22 protein-coding genes are annotated in these 18,811 nt (G+C 61.1%); 16 read left to right on the top strand and 6 right to left on the bottom strand.

Features of this window, described 5'->3' with window-relative positions:
- Positions 1 to 6: 6 nt before the first annotated feature.
- The 7 genes from iscA to SJI03_RS19245 all read left to right on the top strand — a co-directional run bounded on the left by iscA (position 7) and on the right by SJI03_RS19245 (position 5,246).
- Positions 7 to 327, top strand: coding sequence for an iron-sulfur cluster assembly protein IscA (iscA, locus tag SJI03_RS19215; RefSeq protein ID WP_010399774.1), 321 nt, complete (start codon positions 7 to 9; stop codon positions 325 to 327).
- A 66-nt stretch (positions 328 to 393) separates the two neighbouring features.
- A complete protein-coding gene (gene hscB / locus SJI03_RS19220) occupies positions 394 to 909 on the top strand; it encodes a Fe-S protein assembly co-chaperone HscB (RefSeq protein WP_298409908.1) in 516 nt (171 codons plus the stop codon).
- 108 nt (positions 910 to 1,017) lie between these two features.
- A complete protein-coding gene (gene hscA, locus SJI03_RS19225; RefSeq protein ID WP_322428245.1) occupies positions 1,018 to 2,904 on the top strand; it encodes a Fe-S protein assembly chaperone HscA in 1,887 nt (628 codons plus the stop codon).
- Between the two features lie 61 nt (positions 2,905 to 2,965).
- Positions 2,966 to 3,307: an ISC system 2Fe-2S type ferredoxin gene (gene fdx / locus SJI03_RS19230; protein WP_099378269.1), complete on the top strand. Its 342-nt coding sequence runs from the start codon at positions 2,966 to 2,968 to the stop codon at positions 3,305 to 3,307.
- 1 nt (position 3,308) lies between these two features.
- Positions 3,309 to 3,503, top strand: a complete 195-nt coding sequence (iscX, locus tag SJI03_RS19235; RefSeq protein ID WP_099378270.1) for a Fe-S cluster assembly protein IscX — start codon at positions 3,309 to 3,311, stop codon at positions 3,501 to 3,503.
- Entirely contained in the window at positions 3,490 to 4,407 is a 918-nt protein-coding gene (locus SJI03_RS19240) for a class I SAM-dependent methyltransferase (protein ID WP_099378271.1), read from the top strand. Before iscX ends, SJI03_RS19240 begins: the two co-directional genes overlap by 14 nt.
- An 80-nt stretch (positions 4,408 to 4,487) precedes the next feature.
- A complete protein-coding gene (locus SJI03_RS19245) occupies positions 4,488 to 5,246 on the top strand; it encodes an rRNA pseudouridine synthase (RefSeq protein ID WP_322428246.1) in 759 nt (252 codons plus the stop codon).
- Here the strand turns inward: SJI03_RS19245 and SJI03_RS19250 are convergent.
- The 5 genes from SJI03_RS19250 to SJI03_RS19270 form a co-directional block, all read right to left on the bottom strand.
- Complete coding sequence (locus SJI03_RS19250; RefSeq protein WP_099378273.1) at positions 5,243 to 5,671, bottom strand: group III truncated hemoglobin; 429 nt, start codon at positions 5,669 to 5,671, stop codon at positions 5,243 to 5,245. The genes SJI03_RS19245 and SJI03_RS19250 overlap by 4 nt on opposite strands.
- Before the next feature lie 63 nt (positions 5,672 to 5,734).
- Complete coding sequence (locus SJI03_RS19255; RefSeq protein ID WP_099378274.1) at positions 5,735 to 6,280, bottom strand: RDD family protein; 546 nt, start codon at positions 6,278 to 6,280, stop codon at positions 5,735 to 5,737.
- Positions 6,270 to 7,025, bottom strand: coding sequence for a DUF3106 domain-containing protein (locus SJI03_RS19260; protein ID WP_322428247.1), 756 nt, complete (start codon positions 7,023 to 7,025; stop codon positions 6,270 to 6,272). Before SJI03_RS19260 ends, SJI03_RS19255 begins: the two co-directional genes overlap by 11 nt.
- 2 nt (positions 7,026 to 7,027) lie before the next feature.
- Entirely contained in the window at positions 7,028 to 7,432 is a 405-nt protein-coding gene (locus SJI03_RS19265; RefSeq protein ID WP_035820561.1) for a DUF3619 family protein, read from the bottom strand.
- Positions 7,429 to 7,998, bottom strand: a complete 570-nt coding sequence (locus tag SJI03_RS19270; RefSeq protein ID WP_034779551.1) for an RNA polymerase sigma factor — start codon at positions 7,996 to 7,998, stop codon at positions 7,429 to 7,431. The genes SJI03_RS19265 and SJI03_RS19270 overlap by 4 nt, the downstream gene beginning before the upstream one ends.
- Before the next feature lie 495 nt (positions 7,999 to 8,493).
- On the opposite strand from SJI03_RS19270, the gene SJI03_RS19275 reads away from it, so the two are divergent.
- The 9 genes from SJI03_RS19275 to SJI03_RS19315 all read left to right on the top strand — a co-directional run bounded on the left by SJI03_RS19275 (position 8,494) and on the right by SJI03_RS19315 (position 18,231).
- The gene (locus tag SJI03_RS19275) at positions 8,494 to 10,224 is read left to right on the top strand and encodes an acetolactate synthase 3 catalytic subunit (RefSeq protein ID WP_099667148.1); all 1,731 of its coding nucleotides are present in this window, start codon (positions 8,494 to 8,496) and stop codon (positions 10,222 to 10,224) included.
- Positions 10,225 to 10,226: 2 nt separating this feature from the next.
- Positions 10,227 to 10,718 (top strand): acetolactate synthase small subunit, encoded by a 492-nt coding sequence (ilvN, locus tag SJI03_RS19280; RefSeq protein WP_010399754.1) that lies wholly within the window; start codon positions 10,227 to 10,229, stop codon positions 10,716 to 10,718.
- Between the two features lie 74 nt (positions 10,719 to 10,792).
- Positions 10,793 to 11,809 (top strand): ketol-acid reductoisomerase, encoded by a 1,017-nt coding sequence (gene ilvC, locus SJI03_RS19285; RefSeq protein ID WP_034750044.1) that lies wholly within the window; start codon positions 10,793 to 10,795, stop codon positions 11,807 to 11,809.
- Between the two features lie 149 nt (positions 11,810 to 11,958).
- Complete coding sequence (locus SJI03_RS19290) at positions 11,959 to 12,369, top strand: hypothetical protein (RefSeq protein ID WP_322428248.1); 411 nt, start codon at positions 11,959 to 11,961, stop codon at positions 12,367 to 12,369.
- Positions 12,370 to 12,562: 193 nt separating this feature from the next.
- Positions 12,563 to 13,801, top strand: coding sequence for an MFS transporter (locus SJI03_RS19295; RefSeq protein WP_322428249.1), 1,239 nt, complete (start codon positions 12,563 to 12,565; stop codon positions 13,799 to 13,801).
- A 206-nt stretch (positions 13,802 to 14,007) separates the two neighbouring features.
- Positions 14,008 to 14,763 carry an SIMPL domain-containing protein gene (locus SJI03_RS19300; protein WP_099378281.1) on the top strand — a complete coding sequence of 252 codons (756 nt, stop codon included), beginning with the start codon at positions 14,008 to 14,010 and terminating at the stop codon, positions 14,761 to 14,763.
- A 110-nt stretch (positions 14,764 to 14,873) separates the two neighbouring features.
- Positions 14,874 to 15,629 carry an SIMPL domain-containing protein gene (locus SJI03_RS19305; protein WP_278316551.1) on the top strand — a complete coding sequence of 252 codons (756 nt, stop codon included), beginning with the start codon at positions 14,874 to 14,876 and terminating at the stop codon, positions 15,627 to 15,629.
- Positions 15,630 to 15,786: 157 nt separating this feature from the next.
- Positions 15,787 to 16,638, top strand: coding sequence for a CDP-diacylglycerol--serine O-phosphatidyltransferase (gene pssA, locus SJI03_RS19310; protein WP_099378283.1), 852 nt, complete (start codon positions 15,787 to 15,789; stop codon positions 16,636 to 16,638).
- Positions 16,639 to 16,686: 48 nt separating this feature from the next.
- Positions 16,687 to 18,231 carry a 2-isopropylmalate synthase gene (locus SJI03_RS19315; protein ID WP_322428250.1) on the top strand — a complete coding sequence of 515 codons (1,545 nt, stop codon included), beginning with the start codon at positions 16,687 to 16,689 and terminating at the stop codon, positions 18,229 to 18,231.
- A gap of 11 nt (positions 18,232 to 18,242) precedes the next feature.
- Here the strand turns inward: SJI03_RS19315 and bamE are convergent, their stop codons facing one another.
- Positions 18,243 to 18,740 (bottom strand): outer membrane protein assembly factor BamE domain-containing protein, encoded by a 498-nt coding sequence (gene bamE / locus SJI03_RS19320; protein ID WP_322428251.1) that lies wholly within the window; start codon positions 18,738 to 18,740, stop codon positions 18,243 to 18,245.
- Between the last annotated feature and the right edge of the window lie 71 nt (positions 18,741 to 18,811).

Genomic DNA, 18,811 nt, shown 5'->3' on the forward strand with positions numbered 1-18,811 from the left:
AAATACATGATCACACTGACCGAAAAAGCGGCGAAACACATCAACCGTTATATCGAACGGCGCGGCAAGGGCATGGGCCTGCGCTTTGGCGTGCGCACCACGGGCTGCTCGGGCCTGGCTTACAAGCTCGAATATGTCGATGAAGTGGCGGCCGAAGACAGCGTTTTTGAGTCGCACGGCGTGAAAGTCTTCGTTGACCCGAAAAGCCTCCCTTACATCGACGGCACGGAACTCGATTTCGCGCGCGAAGGCTTGAACGAAGGCTTCAAGTTCCACAATCCGAACGAAAAAGACGCCTGCGGCTGCGGCGAGTCCTTCAGGATTTAAACAGCTGGCAAGACCCCGGTCGGTGCGCTGTACCCATCGATTGCGGTACAGCGACCACCGACCATTATGCAAAATCACTTCGAATTATTCCAGTTGCCGGCACAGTTCTCGCTCGACATGAGCGCGCTCGACTCTGCCTACCGCGACGTGCAGGGCAAGGTCCACCCTGACCGCTTCATCAATGCCAGCAGCGCTGAAAAGCGCGTGGCGATGCAATGGGCTACGCGCGCCAATGAAGCCTACCAAACCCTGAAAAGCCCGCAAAAACGCGCGCAATACCTGTGCGAACTCAATGGCGTCGACTTGCAGACGGAGTCGAACACGGCCATGCCTGTCAGCTTCCTGATGCAGCAGATGGAATGGCGCGAAGAGCTGGGCGATGCCCGTGCCGGCAAGGATGCCGACGCGCTCGACGCCCTGGACCGCCAGCTGCGCGGCGAACGCAAGGCCTTGCTGGCCCAGGTGGCGGCCCAGCTCGACGCCGCCGACTATGTGAATGCCGCGCAAAGCGTGCGCGCCCTGATGTTCCTCGACAAATTCGGCGAGGAAGTGCGTTTTGCATATGAGGCCATGGAAGCCTGACTGGCCAATCGCTTGACCGGCGTGCCAAGCGCCAGTCCGGCGCGCGTCTTATAATGCGCGACAGGCATCAACTGCATCACGCAAAAAATTAATCGAGGCACGAATACAATGGCACTTCTGCAAATTTCCGAACCAGGCATGTCGACCGCGCCGCACCAGCACCGTCTGGCCGTCGGCATCGATCTGGGCACCACCAATTCCCTGGTCGCCACCGTCCGCAACAGCATTCCCGAGGTGCTCAACGACGAAGAAGGGCACTCGCTGCTGCCGTCCGTCGTGCGCTACCTGCCGAATGGCCACGCCAACATCGGCTACAAGGCCCTGGCCGCGCAGACCACCGACCCGAAGAACACCATCGTTTCCGTCAAGCGCTTCATGGGCCGCGGCCTGGCTGACATCGCCTACGCGGAAAACCTGCCCTACGACTTCCAGGATACGCCTGGCATGGTGCAGCTGAAAACCGTGGCCGGCGTGAAAAGCCCCGTCGAAGTGTCGGCGCAAATCCTCGCCACCCTGCGCCAGCGCGCGGAAGATTCGCTGGGCGACGACCTGGTGGGCGCCGTGATTACTGTACCAGCGTATTTCGACGATGCCCAGCGCCAGGCCACGAAAGATGCGGCACAATTGGCCGGCATCAATGTCTTGCGCCTGCTGAGCGAGCCGACGGCCGCCGCCATCGCCTACGGCCTCGACAACGCCTCCGAAGGCGTGTACGCCGTGTATGACCTCGGCGGCGGTACCTTCGACATCTCGATCCTGAAGTTGAGCAAGGGCGTCTTCGAAGTGCTGTCCACGGGCGGCGACTCGGCCCTGGGCGGCGACGATTTCGACCGCCGCCTGTTCTGCTGGATCAGCGAGCACGCCAAGCTGGCGCCCCTGTCGGACGAAGACACGGCCATCCTGATGGTGAAAGCGCGCGAGATCAAGGAAACGCTGTCGACCAAGTCGGAAACGATGATCGATGCGGCCCTGAATTCGGGCGAAGAGATCCACCTGCGCATCACGGCAGCGGACTTTGCCGCCATGACGCAGCACCTGGTGGCCAAGACCATGAACGCCATCAAGAAAGCCCTGCGCGACGCGAACGTGGATGCGGACGACGTCGACGGCGTGGTGATGGTGGGCGGCGCCACGCGCATGCCGCACGTGCAGCGCGCCGTGAGCGAATTCTTCCACACGACGCCGCACGCGAATATCGACCCGGACAAAGTGGTGGCGCTGGGCGCCGCCATCCAGGCGAACTTGCTGGCCGGCAACCGCGCCGCCGGCGACGACTGGCTGCTGCTGGACGTGATCCCGCTCTCCTTGGGCATCGAGACCATGGGCGGCCTGGTGGAAAAGATCATCCCCCGCAATTCGACGATCCCGTGCGCGCGCGCGCAGGAATTCACGACGTTTAAAGATGGCCAGACGGCGCTGGCCGTGCACGTGCTGCAGGGCGAGCGCGAACTGGTCAGCGACTGCCGTTCGCTGGCGCGCTTCGAGCTGCGCGGCATTCCGCCGATGGTGGCGGGCGCCGCGCGCATCCGCATCACGTATCAAGTCGATGCGGACGGCTTGCTGTCCGTCTCGGCGCGCGAGCTGCGTTCGGGCGTGGAAGCGTCGATCAGCGTCAAGCCGGCCTATGGCCTGGGCGACGACGACATCGCGCGCATGCTGCAGGATTCGTACACGTCGGCCGACGTCGACATGGTGGCGCGCGCGCTGCGCGAAGAGCAGGTGGAAGCGGAACGCATCCTGCTGGCCACGCAGTCGGCGCTCGATGAAGACGGCGGCTTGCTCGACGATGCCGAGCGCGTCATCGTCGACGGCTTGATGCAGCGGGTGCGCGACGCCATTGCGCAATCGCAAAGCGGCGCCATCGACCACCAGGCCTTGAAGCTGGCGATCGAGCTGCTCGCCGACGGCACCGAGGATTTCGCCTCGCGCCGCATGGACCGCAGCGTACGCACGGCCTTGACGGGTAAATCCCTGGACCAGGTCGTACAAGACTAATTGAACAGCGCGCCGCCGAAGCTGCGGCCGCGCTCCGAATGACAGACTGAAAGAAGAAACCATGCCACAAATCGTTATCCTGCCGCACGCCAAGCTTTGCCCGGACGGCGCCGTCATCGAAGCCCCTGCCGGCAAGTCCATCTGCGACATCCTGCTGGAAAACGACATCGATATCGAGCACGCCTGCGAAAAATCGTGCGCCTGCACCACCTGCCATGTGCTGGTCCGCGAAGGCATCGATTCGCTGAACGAAGCGACGGAACTGGAAGAAGACATGCTGGACAAGGCCTGGGGCCTGGAAGCCGTGTCGCGCCTGTCGTGCCAGTCCATCGTGGCCGAGGCCGATCTCGTCGTCGAAATCCCGAAATACACGATCAACCAGGTCAGCGAAGGCAGTCACTAACATGAAATGGTCCGACATCACCGCAATCGCCGAAGCCTTGTTCGACGCGCATCCGGACATCGATCCCCTGACCGTGCGTTTCACCGACCTGCATAACTGGGTGGTGGAACTGGACGGCTTCGACGATGACCACACGCGCGGCGGCGAAAAAGTGCTCGAAGCGATACAGATGGCGTGGATCGATGAAGCGCGCTAAGGGCGCGGCAGCCGCCGCCACCGCAGCCGCTGTGCCGAAAGACGTCATCACGGCCGCCAGCAACATGCCCGAGATCAAGGATGGCCAGTCGGTCGCCTTGCTGCAGGAATTGCACATCCTGACGCGCGACGGCAAGATGAACCAGGACAGCCGCCGCAAGCTCAAGCAGGTGTACCACCTGACGCAGTTCATCGAGCCGCTGCTGCGCGAAGTGCAGCTGGATCACCCGGGCGTGTCGCTGGTCGACCACGGCGCCGGCAAGTCGTATCTGGGCTTCATTTTGTACGACCTGTTCTTCAAGAATGGCAACGATGGTTCGCACATCTACGGCATCGAGACGCGCGAAGAGCTGGTGCAGCGCTCGCAAGAGCTGGCGAAGAAATTCAAGTTCCCCGGCATGTCGTTTTTGCCGCTGTCCGTGGCCGAATCGACGGAGTCGAACCTGCTGCCGCAGCAGATCGACATCGTCACGGCCTTGCATGCCTGCAACACTGCCACCGATGACGCGATCCACTTTGCCTTGAAGAAAAAGGCGAAATTCATGGTGCTGGTGCCATGTTGCCAGGCGGAAGTGGCGTCCGTATTGAAGAAGAACAAGGGCAAGAGCCTGGGCAAGAGTGTCTTGACGGAATTGTGGCGCCACCCGCTGCACACGCGCGAGTTCGGCAGCCAGATCACCAACGTGCTGCGCTGTTTGCAGCTGGAAGCGCACGGCTACCAGGTCAGCGTGACGGAACTGGTGGGCTGGGAACATTCGATGAAGAATGAACTGATCATCGCCAGTTACAAGAACTTGCCGCGCCAGCGTCCGACGGAACGCCTGCAGGAAGTGCTGCAGACCCTGGGCCTGGAAGAGATGGGCCACCGTTTCTTTGCTGAAGAGCTGGCCAAGGCCACTGCGTAAGCATACGCTGTTGCACACGAGGGGAGGGGCGGGTCGGTTACAATACCGGCTTTCTCCTCCCTTGCTTTTTGCGCCTCCCCATGACCACACCACACGAAATGCCCACCGTCCGCCTGGCCAAGCGCCTGTCTGAAGACGTGCCCTGTTCGCGCCGCGAGGCCGAGCTGTATATCGAGGGCGGCTGGGTCACGGTCGATGGCGTGCTGGTGGAAGAGTCGGGCGCGCGCGTGGCCGACAATCAAACGGTGGTGCTGCTGCCGAACGCGACCCTGGAAGAAATGCCGCCCGTGACGATCCTGCTGCACAAGCCGGCCGGGATCAACGGCGGCGTCGGCGCGGAAGGCAAGCCAGCCTTGAGCTGTTTGCGTCCCGAAGAAATTTTCACGCCGGAAAATGTGGCGCCCAGCTCAGTCACGCGCTTCCTCAAGCGTCATCTGATCGGCTTGACCATCACCAATCCGCTCGAGACCATGGCGTCCGGCTTGCTGGTGTTTACGCAGGATTTCCGCGTGGCCCGCAAGCTGGTCGATGAAGCGAAAACGGTGGAGCAGGAATTCATCGTGGAAGTGTCGGGCGCCATCGCCGAGAATGGCCTGGCGCTGCTGAATCACGGCTTGCCCTTCAATGGCAAGCCTTTGCCACCGATCAAGGTCAGTTGGCAAAATGAAACGCGTTTGCGCTTTGCCCTGAAAAACGTGCAGCCGGGCCAGATCGCCCATATGTGCAAGATGGTGGGACTGGACGTCGTTGCCATGAAACGGCTGCGCATCGGCCGCATTTCGATGGGTGCCATGCCCGTGGGGCAATGGCGTTACTTGCAGGGCTACGAACGCTTCTAAAGCTGCGGCGCCACGATGGAATGGCTTTCCGCAAAGCTTTTCCATAGCCGTTCGGCAATATTCAAGGCGATGGTATCGGCCTTCTCTTGCAGGGCCGCATTGCCCATGCCCTCGGTCGTGGCAAAGAACAGGGTCAGCCAGCGGCGGAACATGCAGGGCGTGAGATGCTCCATTTGCGCGTGCTGGGCCAGCGGCTTGCCGTGGTAGCGCATGGTGCCGCGCAGCAAGCCTGACCAGAAATCGACCAATGTTGCCAGGTGGGCATCCCAATCCTTGACCTCGGCGGCAAAGATGGGGCCCAGCATGGCGTCGTCGCGCGCGGCCGCATAAAAGGTGTGGACGAGGTGCTTGACTTCGTCTTCGCTGCAGACTTCCTCGCGGTAGGGCGCGAAGCGTGTGTGGGGGAGGGGGGCGGTATTATTCATGGCATGCCATGATCGCAGAGCCCCCGTGGTGCTTCAATGACCCAGGTCAAGCCGCTTAAAAACTCAGGCGGCGACTTTCTTCGACTTCTTCGCCGGGGCTGGCAATTGCACGATTTGCGTGCCCGCCAGCTTGTCGTGCAGGAATTGCCCGTTGCCCGTGAACAGGGCCGTGCCTGACCAGGCCAGGATGCCGATACCGATGGCGCCCAGGGCTGTCCAGTGCTGCAAGTCCAGCAAATACGACACCAGCAGCGCCGGCAGCAGCCACATCCATGACAGGACATAGCGGTACGCGGCCACGCGCAGCGGCACGTGGGCGTGGCCCGGCAGCACGACTTTCAGGCGCCACGTCTTCATGGCCAGGGTTTGCCCTTCGCGGCTCCACTGATGGATGAAATACGCCCCCATGACGAGGAAGGCCAGGCATTGGCGCATGTGTTCCGTCAACGGCGTATGCGCGCCTTGCACGGCCAGTTCAAACAGCAGGAAAGGCAGGAACAGCACGGCCAGGGCCAGCAGCGACTCGTACACCATGGAAATCAGGCGGCGCTTGATCGTGGGATGGGACGTGATGCTGGCGGCGGGCGTGCTATTTGTACTATTTGGCATTGGTTGGCAGTGGGGCAGGCGTGGCAGGTGGCGTGACAGGCACGGTGGCAGGGGCCGCGGCGGGATCGCCTGGCACTGCCGTCGCTGCGGGAGCGGGCGGCAGGACGGGCGCGGCGGCGGCAGGCGCTGCCGGCGTGGCGGGTGGCAGGATCACGGGCGGCTTGCTCGTATTCGAATTGATCGCGGGCACTTTGCCCAGCGGTTTTTTCGGCACGAGCTCCGTCGCCAGCTTTTTCTTTTGATCTTCCGGCAATTGCTGGTATTGCTCCCATTGCGCGGTTTTTTGACCCGGATCAATTTTCTTCGTGCGCGCATAGTTTTCGCGCACAAGGCTGCGCTGTGCCGGCGTCAGCTTGATCCATTCGCGCATGCGTTCATGCACGCGGGTTTGCTCGTCCGGCGTCATGGACGCAAAACGGCTGGCGATATCGAGCCATTTCTGCTTGCGCAGCGGTTCCAGCTTGTTCCATTCGCCCGCCAGCGGCTGCAGGGCTTCCTGCTGCGCGCGCGACAGCTTGTTCCACGATGGATTCTCGCCCGCCTTGGGCGTGCCGCCTTTGCCGGCCGTGCGGGGCGAGCCGGGCTTGACGGCCGGGGCCGGCGCCACCACGGGCGCGGCTGCCACGGGAGGGGCGGCGGGAGCGGCATGTTGCTGCGCGCCTACCCAGGCGGCGCCGGCGAGGGCGCAGGCACCCAGGCCGATGCCGCCAGCCAGCCAGCCTTTGCGTACGCTCGAACGTGCCATGCTTATTGCTCGCGTTTCGTCAGGTAGGCGTTGAAGCCATGGTCCATATAGGCCGAGAGCGGCAATTCGTCCGACAGCACGGCGGCGTCGATTTCTGCCAGTTCGGCAATATGTTGTTCCTGCTCAAACTGATAGATGCCCACCAGGCCGCCGACCAGCAGCAGCAGGGGGATGATGACGCTCATGCGGCCCAGCCACGACAGCGGCTCGACAAACAGGCTGCTGGCGATGCCGGCGAAGACGTCCTTGCGCACGGCGACGGCGGCGGGTGCGTCCGCCTTCTTACGCGACAGGGCCAGCTTGCGTGCCGCTGCCAGGCGATCGGTGGCCGATGCGGGCAGGTCGTCGAGTTTTTCGTTCAGTGCATGGCGCACTTTGTAAGCGAAATTGAGATCGTCGGTGTTCATAATTTAATTCCCTTGGCTTTCAGCGATTCGGCGAGCGTGTGGGTAGCTCTAGAGCAATGTGTTTTCACGCTACCTTCGGAGCAACCCATCGCTTCCGCTGTTTCAGCCACATCCATGTCCTGCCAATAACGCATGAGGAAGGCTTCGCGTTGACGTGAAGGCAGTTTTTGTACCTCTGCATCAATCAAATCAAGGATTTGCGCGCGTTCGACCTGGTCGGCCGACGATTCGGCGGCGCTGGAGCCCTGTTCCGATTCATAAGTGTCAAGTATATCAAAATCCTCATGCTCGTCGCCCGAGGGCTTCATGCCGGAGAAGAGGCTGACCCAGGTGTTGCGAACTTTTTCTCGGCGGAAATAATCGAGTATGGTGTTCTGCAAGATGCGCTGGAACAGCATCGGTAGTTCGGCGGCCGGCTTGTCGCCGTACTTTTCGGCCAGCTTGATCATGGCGTCCTGCACGATGTCGAGTGCCGACTCTTCCTTGCGGACCGCGTAGGCGGCCTGCTTGAAGGCGCGCCGCTCGACATTTTCTAGAAAGTCGGATAATTCTTTGTCTGTTGCCATGCGGTATTGGGGATCTTAGCGGCTGCGGGGGCGGTGGGCGAATTGGGGCGGGTATGCTTTTTGCAACCCCGTGCATGCTAGCAAAAAATGTGCGTTTCCGCAGGGTTTTTGCACTACGTGCGAGCAAAATGGCCTTTCGGCTGACATTTTCCTTGACCATAATGGTGCGACGCGATAACGTATGGGACGCTTTGAACACCCCAAAGCCCTATGGTCAAGTCGCGACCGGCACACAAGGCCATCCGCGGCAAGACGCGCTTTCATTTGTAGGCAGTTTGTTCTAACCCGCGCCACAAGCGCGAGCGGTTCGTACAGGCGCCACAGAAACTCCGGCCAAACGAGTTGCGTTAAGCGTTGTTTTGTAAGGTATCTATGGGTGCCCAAAGAAATGTCGTGACCGCATGAAAAGGGAAGCAGGAGCACTGTCGCGCACGGCGAACTTCGTCAGGAAAGAACATCCGATCAATCTCCAATGGACCTTGAAAGGAATGTTTCATGAATACCGAAGCAGCAGCAGGACCCATTACCGGCGCAGAAATTGTCGTGCGCTGTCTGGCTGAAGAGGGCGTCGAGCACGTCTTTGGATACCCGGGCGGAGCCGTACTCTACATCTACGACGCCATCTTCCAGCAAAACAAATTCCAGCATATCCTGGTACGCCACGAGCAGGCCGCGATCCACGCCGCCGATGCCTATTCGCGCAGCTCGAACAAAGTCGGTGTCGCCATCGTCACGTCCGGTCCGGGCGTCACGAATGCCGTCACGGGCTTGTCCACTGCGTACATGGACTCGATTCCCATGGTGGTGATCTCCGGCCAGGTGCCGAGCCACGCCATCGGGCAGGATGCGTTCCAGGAATGCGACACGGTCGGCATCACGCGCCCCGTGGTCAAGCACAACTTCCTCGTCAAGGACGTCAAGGACCTGGCAGCGACGATCAAGAAAGCCTTCTTCATCGCCCGTACCGGCCGTCCGGGACCCGTGCTGGTCGATATCCCCAAGGATATCAGCATGCACAAATGCCATTTCGACTATCCGAAGGAAGTCGAGATGCGTTCCTACCGTCCCGTCGACAAGGGCCACTCGGGCCAGATCCGCAAGGCCGTGCAGCTGTTGCTGCAAGCCGAACGGCCGATGATCTACACGGGCGGCGGCGTGATCCTGGCGAATGCCTCGGCCGAGCTGAACAAGCTGGTCGACCGCCTGGGTTTCCCGTGCACCAACACCTTGATGGGTCTGGGCGGCTACCGCGCCTCGAGCGAGCAGTATGTCGGCATGCCCGGCATGCACGGCACCTATGAAGCGAACATGGCGATGCAGAACTGCGACGTCCTGATCGCCATCGGCGCCCGTTTCGATGACCGCGTGATCGGCAACCCGAAACATTTCGCCTCGCATCCGCGCAAGATCATCCACGTGGACATCGATCCATCGTCGATTTCCAAGCGCGTCAAGGTCGATATCCCCATCGTCGGCAACGTCAAGGATGTGCTGATCGAGTTCCTCGCGCAACTGGATGCGGCCGAAGCCAAGCCGAACGTCAACGCCTTGAGCAACTGGTGGAAGCAGATCGCCGAATGGCGTGGCCGCGAATGCCTGAAATACCCGACTTCCGACTTGGTCATCAAGCCGCAATCGGTGGTGGAAAAAGTGTTCCAGATCACCAAGGGCGACGCCTTCATCACGTCCGATGTGGGTCAGCACCAGATGTGGGCCGCGCAATACTATGGCTTCGACAAGCCGCGCCGCTGGATCAATTCCGGCGGCCTGGGCACCATGGGTGTCGGCTTGCCATATGCCATGGGCGTGCAGATGGCCAATCCGGACGCCACCGTTGCCTGCATCACGGGCGAAGGCTCGATCCAGATGTGCATCCAGGAATTGGCAACGTGCAAGCAGTATCACCTGACGCCGAAGATCATCATGCTCAACAACCGTTTCCTCGGTATGGTGCGCCAGTGGCAGGAAATCGATTACGGTTCGCGCTATTCCGAGTCGTACATGGATTCGCTGCCCGACTTCGAGAAGCTGGCGGAAGCCTACGGCCACGTGGGCATGAAAATTGAAAAACCGGGCGACGTCGACGGCGCCCTGAAAGAGGCGTTTGGCATGAAAGACAGGCTGGTATTCATGAACTTCATTACCGACCAGTCCGAAAACGTGTGGCCCATGGTGAAAGCCGGCAAAGGCCTGTCCGAAATGATGCTCGGCTCGGAGGACCTCTAATCATGCGCCATATTATTTCTGTCTTGCTGGAAAACGAAGCGGGCGCCCTGTCGCGCGTGGTGGGCCTGTTCTCGGCACGCGGTTACAACATCGAAACGTTGACCGTGGCGCCGACGGAAGACTCGACCCTGTCGCGCATGACCATCGTCACCAGCGGCTCGGACGACATCATCGAGCAGATCACCAAGCACTTGAACCGCCTCATCGAAGTGGTGAAGGTGGTGGACCTGACCGAAGGCCAGCATATCGAACGCGAGTTGATGCTGATCAAGGTTCGTGCCGTGGGCAAGGAGCGCGAGGAAATGAAGCGCACCGCCGATATCTTCCGTGGCCGCATCATCGATGTCACCGAAAAGACGTACACGATCGAACTGACCGGCAACAAGGTCAAGCTCGACGCGTTCATCGATTCGATCGACCGCGCCGCCATCCTGGAAACCGTCCGCACGGGTGGTTCCGGCATCGGCCGCGGCGAACGCATCCTCAAAGTATAAAAAGACTAGTAGTACTAAGCGGCCCTGGCGCCGCATTTAAAACAACAACGCATCATCAAATTATAGGAAATACCATGAAAGTTTTTTACGACAAAGACGCTGACCTCTCCTTGATCAAAGGCAAAAACGTTGCCATCATCGGCTACGGTTCGCAAGGCCACGCGCACGCACAAAACCTGAACGACTCGGGCGTCAACGTCACCGTCGGCCTGCGCAAGGGGGGCGCTTCGTGGACCAAGGTCGAGCAAGCTGGCCTGAAAGTGGCGGAAGTCAACGACGCCGTGAAAGCGGCCGACGTCATCATGATCTTGCTGCCAGATGAAAACATCGCCCAGGTCTACAACGAAAACATCGCCCCGTTTGCCAAGCAAGGCGCCGTACTGGCCTTCGCCCACGGCTTCAACGTGCATTATGGCCAAGTCGTGCCACGCGCCGATCTGGACGTGATCATGGTCGCGCCGAAAGCCCCAGGCCACACCGTGCGCGCCACCTACACCCAGGGCGGCGGCGTGCCCCACCTGATCGCCGTGTACCAGGACAAATCGGGCATCGCCCGCGATATCGCCCTGTCGTACGCCTCGGCCAACGGCGGCGGCCGTGCCGGCATCATCGAAACGAATTTCCGTGAAGAAACCGAAACGGATCTGTTCGGCGAACAAGCCGTGCTGTGCGGCGGTGCCGTGGAACTGATCAAGGCCGGTTTCGAAACCCTGACGGAAGCGGGCTACGCGCCTGAAATGGCGTACTTCGAGTGCTTGCACGAACTGAAGCTGATCGTCGACCTGATCTATGAAGGCGGCATCGCCAACATGAACTACTCGATCTCGAACAACGCCGAATACGGCGAATACGTGACCGGCCCTAAGGTTGTGACGTCGGCCACCAAGGATGCGATGCGTCAATGCCTGAAAGACATTCAAACGGGCGAATACGCGAAGAGCTTCATCCTGGAAAACAAGGCAGGCGCACCGACCCTGATCTCGCGCCGCCGCCTGACGTCCGAGCACCAGATCGAAGAAGTGGGCGCGAAACTGCGCGCCATGATGCCTTGGATCGCCAAGAACAAGATGGTTGACCAGTCGAAGAACTAAGCAGTTATCGTTCCTTGCAAGAAGCCGGCGCAAGCCGGCTTTTTTTATGCGCATCGTTTTGCAAGCAACATCCGTTACAATCAGGCCCATTCAATCCTACCGTCAGCATCATGCTTGTTTTTTCTAAAGTTTTTGTCGGGAATCTTCATGTGGTCAAGCGCCCCTTCCTGGTGACCATCAGCTGCTGGTTTCTGGTCTTCGGCTCGCTGTCAGCGCTGGTATCGTCCTACCTCGGCCGCAACGATCCCGCCATGCTGGCCGGAATGGGGCACAGCGTGATTCCCGCCGAGGCGCAATACGCGATTTTGATCTTTAGCATGGGCATTAACCTGGTGGCAGCGCTGGCCATGCTGCAAAGGCAGCGTGGCGCGCGCACCGTGTATCTGGTGTGGGGCGTGATCGACATTGCGCTGTGCCTGGCGACCTTGCCGGTCAAGATGCACGTCGTGCCTGGCGCGCTCCTGTTCGCCGTCATCTGCGCCTTCCTGTACAGTCCGAAATCGAATGCCTGGTTTTCGCCACGCAAGGCAGCCAATGATGCGTGCATGACGCCAGCTTGAGCACGGCTGTCTTGGCGCGCACGCTTTTCGCCCGCCTCCTGTCTTTTTATATTCCTATATAATTCCGCCCTTCCTTTGCAGTTTCCTGTGGACTGCATCTGTTTCGGTATCTGCCGACCGCAACGCGCATCACCGCTTTTGTAGCACGCCAGGCGCTAATTGATCAGCCGCTTGCGCAACCTGAAGGACCCCTATGACTGACCGCATTACCGCCACAGTACCCATGCCGGGCACTGCCGAATCTTCCATTTCCGAACGGCTTCCCGTCCTGGCCTTGCTGGCCCTGGCCATGACGGCGTTTCTCGCCCTCCTGTCGGAAACCTTGCCGGCCGGCTTGCTGCCGCAGATTGCCCGTGACCTCAATATTTCCGAAGTCATGACGGGCCAACTGGTGACCGTCTACGCCATCGGTTCCATCCTGACGGCGATTCCCCTGACGGCCCTGACGAGTGGCTGGCGCCGGCGCAATGTCTTGCTGCTGGCCATCATCGGTTTCTTGATCTTCAATACGGCGACAGCCCTGTCGCCCAACTATATGGTCGCCCTGGCCTCGCGCTTCGTCACCGGCATGGCCGCAGGCTTGGCCTGGGGCTTGATGGCGGGCTACGCGCGCCGCATGGTGTCCGTCGAACAGCAGGGCAGGGCGATGGCCATTGCCATGATCGGCACGCCGCTGGCCCTGTCGCTGGGCGTACCGCTGGGCACCCTGATGGGCGGCGTGCTGGGCTGGCGCAGCATCTTCGGCATCATGTCGGGCCTGGCCGTGGTGCTGGTCGCGTGGGTGTTGCTGGTTGTGCCCGATTACCCTGGGCAAAAGAATGGCGAGCGCCTGTCGATCCGCCAGGTGTTCCTGACGCCGGGCGTGCGGCCGATTCTGTTTGTCATCGTCGCCTGGATGCTGGCGCATAACATTCTGTATACCTATATCGCGCCGTTCCTGGCGCCGTCCGGCTTGCGCCCCCGCGTTGACCTGGTGTTGCTCGTGTATGGCGTGGGTTCCTTGGCCGGCATCTGGCTGGTCAGCCAGCTGATCGACCGCTGGCTGCGTCCGCTCGTGCTGGGCTGCATCGCCGCCTTGGCCCTCGTGATGGTGGCGCTGGGCCTGGCGATGGACTCGCCTGCCGTGATCTATGTCAGCATGGCCATCTGGGGCATCACCTTCGGCGGCGCCGGCACCTTGCTGCAGACGGCGTCGGCGGACGCGGCCGGCGACGGCATGGATGTGGCGCAAGCGATGGTGGCGACCATCTGGAACGTGGCCATCGCGGGCGGCGGCCTGGCGGGCGGCTTGCTGCTCGACGGCTATGGCGCGGCATCGTTCCCGTGGGCCATGCTGGCCTTGCTGCTGGTGGCATTGACCATCGCCTGGCGCGCGCACCGCCACAGTTTCAAGCCGGGCCGGCGCCGCGGTGGCGCAGTCGTAGGCCACTAATAACATTGTTATTTATGATGACAGTGTGTTGAAATGTGAGCAGATGTGACTGGCAAGCACATTTTGTGACGATTTGTTAATTTGCGCCACAGGAATGAATGAGGCGTTAGAATCTACACAGTTTGACAAGTTTCTCAGGCGAAAGGGATGGCAAAAGCGTCCCTTTCGCGGGCTGTCAGCCACATTAACTACCTAGGAGTACCCCCATGACCGTGATGAAATCCGTCCTTGTTGCCGCCGCAGCGACCGTTGCCCTGAGCGCACAAGCTCAAACCTTGCCAACCAACGGCACTCTGGTGGTCGTACCCGCATTTGGCGAAGTCAAGCATGTCAATGACCAGGTGGTCGCTACCCTGGCCGTCGAAGAACAGGACAAGGACAAGGCTGCCGCCGCGTCGAGAGTCAACCAGAAGATGAACAAGGGCATCGCCATCGTCAAGCAGGCCGACCCGTCGGCGGCACTCAAATCGTACGGCTACTACACCTATCCCGTGTACCCGGAAGAGCGCCCATTGCCGGCCGGCGCCGTGGCCAAGCCGCGTTTGCCTACGGCCTGGCGTGTCGGCCAGTATCTGGAAGTGACGACGGCCAATCTGGCGTCCTTGCCAAAAACCGTGTCGGCGGCGCAAGGCGTGCTGACCCTGAATGGCTTGAATTTCGGCCTGAAGCCGGAAACCATCCGCCTGCTGGACGACCAGCGCATCGCCGCCACGTATAAAAACCTGAACGAGCGCGTGGCCGCCATCGCCAAGGCCATGGGCCGCAACGTTTCCGACGCCGTGCTCGATACGGTGGACTTCGAAGGTTCGGGCAACTATGTCACCGAAAACCGTGCTGCCGCCGCACCGATGATGATGCGCAGCGCCAAGATGGCCGAAGACAGCACCGTTGCAGAACCGAGCTTCGAGCCGGGCGAAACGACGCTCGACATGCGTGTCGTCGGCAAGGTCAAGTTCAAGTAAGCACAAGTAAGCTCGCCAATGTGGAAGTATTCCACATTGAAATGTTTTAATAATCATGGGGCTATTGGCCCCATGGTTGTTTTTGCCCCATTATTTTCCAGGAGAACATTATGACCGTCATGAAATCGCTGCTGGCTGCCGCCGCCGCTACCATTGCCCTGGGTGCCCAAGCCCAAACCTTGCCCACTTCCGGCACCCTCGTGGTGGTGCCCGCGAATGGCGAAGTGGTGCATGCGAACGACCAGGTGACTGTCACCCTGGCCATCGAAGAGCAGGACAAGGACAAGGTTGCCGCCGCCTCGCGCGTGAACCAGAAGATGAACCAGGGCGCGGCCATCGTCAAGAAAGCCGATCCGCAAGCCGTGCTGAAGACCCAGGGCTACTACACGTATGCCGTGTACCCGGAAACGGCGCCCCTGCCGCCAGGCGTCGCGGCCAAGCCTAGAGTGCCGACCGGCTGGCGTGTGGGTCAGTATCTGCAGGTAACGACGACCAATCTGGCTGCCTTGCCGAAAACCGTTTCCGCGGCGCAAGGCGTGCTGACCCTGAACCGCCTGAACTTCGGCCTGGCGCCCGCCACCATCCGCAAGCTCGACGACCAGCGCATCGCCGCCGCCTACAAGAACCTCAACGAGCGCGTGGCCGCCATCGCCGGCGCCATGGGCCGCACTGTCAATGACGCCGTGATCGACACCATCGATTTCGAAGGCTCGGGCAATTACGCGCAGCGCGTCAGCGTGGCCGGCGCGCGCAACATGAGCGCCGACTCCATGGGCTATGGCGGCAACCAGGTCGCCGAGCCGAGCTTCGAGGCAGGCGAAACGACCCTCAACATGGGCCTGGTGGCCAAGATCAAGTTCAAATAATGCTTGAGCAGGCGTCAATATTGCCGGCTTGACGCCGCCGCGCTTTTCTTTGGCGGTGGCTCCTCTATAATGGCAACATCGGCAGGCGCATGCCGCAAGACGAATGCGCCTGCCATCTGGCACCGAATCCCCCGCAGTACACAAGATATGGAACAACATGGCAAACTTCCCCCGTCGTAGAGGCAAGAACGGCACTCCCGCAGCATCCAAAGCGTCCCGCTTCAGCAAATTCGTGCGCCAGCCGGTGACCGAGGGTACTGGCAAGAAAACCTTGCGCCGCCGCGGCATCTATCTGTTGCCGAATGCCTTCACGACGGCAGCCCTGTTTTGCGGCTTCTACGCCATCGTCATGGCCATGAACCAGAAATTCGAACACGCGGCCTGGGCCATCTTCATCGCCATGATCCTCGACGGCCTCGACGGCCGCATCGCGCGCCTGACGAATACGCAGAGCGAATTCGGCGCCCAGTACGACAGCCTGTCCGACATGGTCTCGTTCGGCGCCGCGCCGGCGCTGGTGATCTATGAATGGTCGCTGCGCGGCATGGGCAAGCTGGGCTGGCTGGCCGCCTTCGTGTATTGCGCCGGCGCCGCCTTGCGCCTGGCCCGCTTCAACACGAATATCGCCGTGGTCGACAAGCGCTTCTTCCAGGGCTTGCCCAGCCCGGCGGCCGCCGCCATGGTGGCCGGCTTCATCCTGCTGATGAACGACCTGGAATTTGCCGGCAACCAGCTGGCCTGGGTCTCGTGGACGATCGCCCTGTTCTCCGGCTTGACGATGGTCACCAACGTGCCGTTCTACAGTTTCAAGGATGTGAATTTCCGCAAGTCCGTGCCCTTTATCGTGGTATTCCTGCTGGCATTGTTCTTCGCGCTCATTTCCATCGACCCGCCGAAAGTGCTGTTCCCGATTTTCGTCGCCTATGGCCTGTCCGGCTACGCCGTGTTTTTCTGGCGCATGGCGAAGGGCAAGCCCGTCAGCATCATCCAGACCGACCCCGAGCATTGATGCGCTGAGTCGGTAGCGTCGCCAGTCTTCAGCCAGCCAGGAGCAGCCATGAGCACCAGCAACCGACTCATCATTTTTGACACCACCTTGCGCGACGGCGAGCAATCGCCGGGCGCTTCCATGACGCGCGAGGAAAAGCTGCGCATCGCCAAGCAGCTCGAACGCCTGAAGGTCGACGTGATCGAAGCGGGCTTCGCCGCCGCCTCGCAGGGCGACTTCGAGTCGATACGGGCGATTGCCGGCGCCGTGCGCGAGTCCACCATCTGCTCGCTGTCGCGCGCCAACGACCGCGACATCGCCCGCGCCGCCGAAGCGCTGCAGCCGGCCGAGCGCAAGCGCATCCACACGTTTATCGCCACTTCGCCCCTGCACATGCAGATCAAGCTGCGCATGACGCCAGAGCAAGTGCTTACGCAGGCGCAAAACGCCGTGCGCTACGCGCGCCAGTTCACGGACGATATCGAATTCAGCCCCGAAGACGGCAGCCGCTCGGACGAGGATTTTCTCTGCCGCGTGCTGGAAGGCGTGATCGCCGAGGGCGCCACCACCATCAATTTCCCCGATACCGTGGGTTATGCCGTGCCGGAAATCTTTGGCGCCACCATCAAGCGCTTGCGCGAACGCATACCAAACTCCGATAAAGCCATCTGGTCTGTCCATTGTCATAACGACCTGGGCCTGGCTGTGGCCAATTCGCTGGCCGGCGTCATGATCGGCGGCGCGCGGCAGATCGAGTGTACCGTCAATGGCCTTGGTGAGCGGGCCGGCAACACGGCGCTGGAAGAGGTGGTGATGGCGCTGCGCACGCGCGCCGCCTATTACAACCTGACGGTGGGCATCGATACGACGCAGATCGTGGCCGCGTCCAAAATGGTGTCGCAGATCACGGGTTTTGCCGTGCAGCCGAACAAGGCCGTCGTCGGCGCGAACGCCTTCGCGCACGCGTCCGGCATCCACCAGGACGGCATCTTGAAGGCGAGGGAAACGTATGAAATCATGCGTGCCGAAGACGTGGGCTGGACGGCCAACAAGATCGTCCTCGGCAAACTGTCGGGGCGCAATGCCTTCAAGCAGCGGCTGCACGAGCTGGGTATCGCGCTGGAATCCGAGGGGGAAGTCAACGCGGCTTTCCTGCGCTTCAAGGAGCTGGCGGACCGGAAATCCGAGATTTTCGACGAAGACATCATGGCCCTCGTCAGCGAGGAACAGCAGGCGCAGGAGAGTGAGCACTACCGTTTCATTTCCCTGACACAGCAGTCGACGACGGGCGCCGTGCCCCATGCGCGCGTGGAATTTCTCGTCGGCGGCGTGCAGCGCAGCTGCGAAGGGCAGGGCGACGGCCCCGTCGACGCGACGGTGAACGCCATCGAAAGCGCGGCCGCCAGCGGCGCGGAGCTGGTCTTGTTCTCCGTCAATGCCATCAGCACTGGCACTCAGTCGCAGGGCGAAGTGACGATGCGGCTGTCGCGCGACGGGCGTATCGTCAACGGCGTGGGCGCCGACCCGGACATCATCGTGGCGTCGGCCAAGGCGTATTTGTCGGCATTGAACAAATTACACGCCAAGGATGAGCGGATCGATCCCCAGCCGTGAGGGGGCGCTAACTACCAGAAGAAGCGCCGCTCTTCCTTGGCCGGATCGGGTCCGTTCATCATCATGCGCACGATGCCGTCATGGTCGAAGTGCACGTGCATCATGGAATCCCACACGCCCGATTCCTTGTAGCGGTAAGACCAGACGTGCAGTTTCGGCAGCGACAGATACGAGGTTTCCGTCGGGCGGCCCAGGGTGTGCAGCACGTCTTGCTGGGTCGACACGCCCACCTTGATGCGGGCAAAGCCGGGCGTGTCGAGCACTTGCTCGTAGGAAATCAACTTGTCGTCGGGGCCGAAGCGGGCCATATACGTGTACTGGCCGTACGGACCCGTCGCGTATTCGAGTTCCGCACCCGTGGGCAGTTGATAGATATTGCTTGGCCGGCCCAGGCGCGCTTCCACTGCGGCGCGCGGTTCACCCGGCTGCGGCGGCGGAGCGTTCCAGCTGGCGCAGCCGGCCAGCACGGCAAACAGCAGCGGTGTTGCTGATTTGAGCAGTTTTTTCATGTTTGACCTCCTGAAATGCAGGAAAACCCTATCATGCACCGAGAAAAGCGCGCACGGCAGGATACAGGCGG

The sequence above is a fragment of the Janthinobacterium sp. GMG1 genome (genome assembly GCF_034427795.1).
Lineage (GTDB): Bacteria > Pseudomonadota > Gammaproteobacteria > Burkholderiales > Burkholderiaceae_D > Janthinobacterium.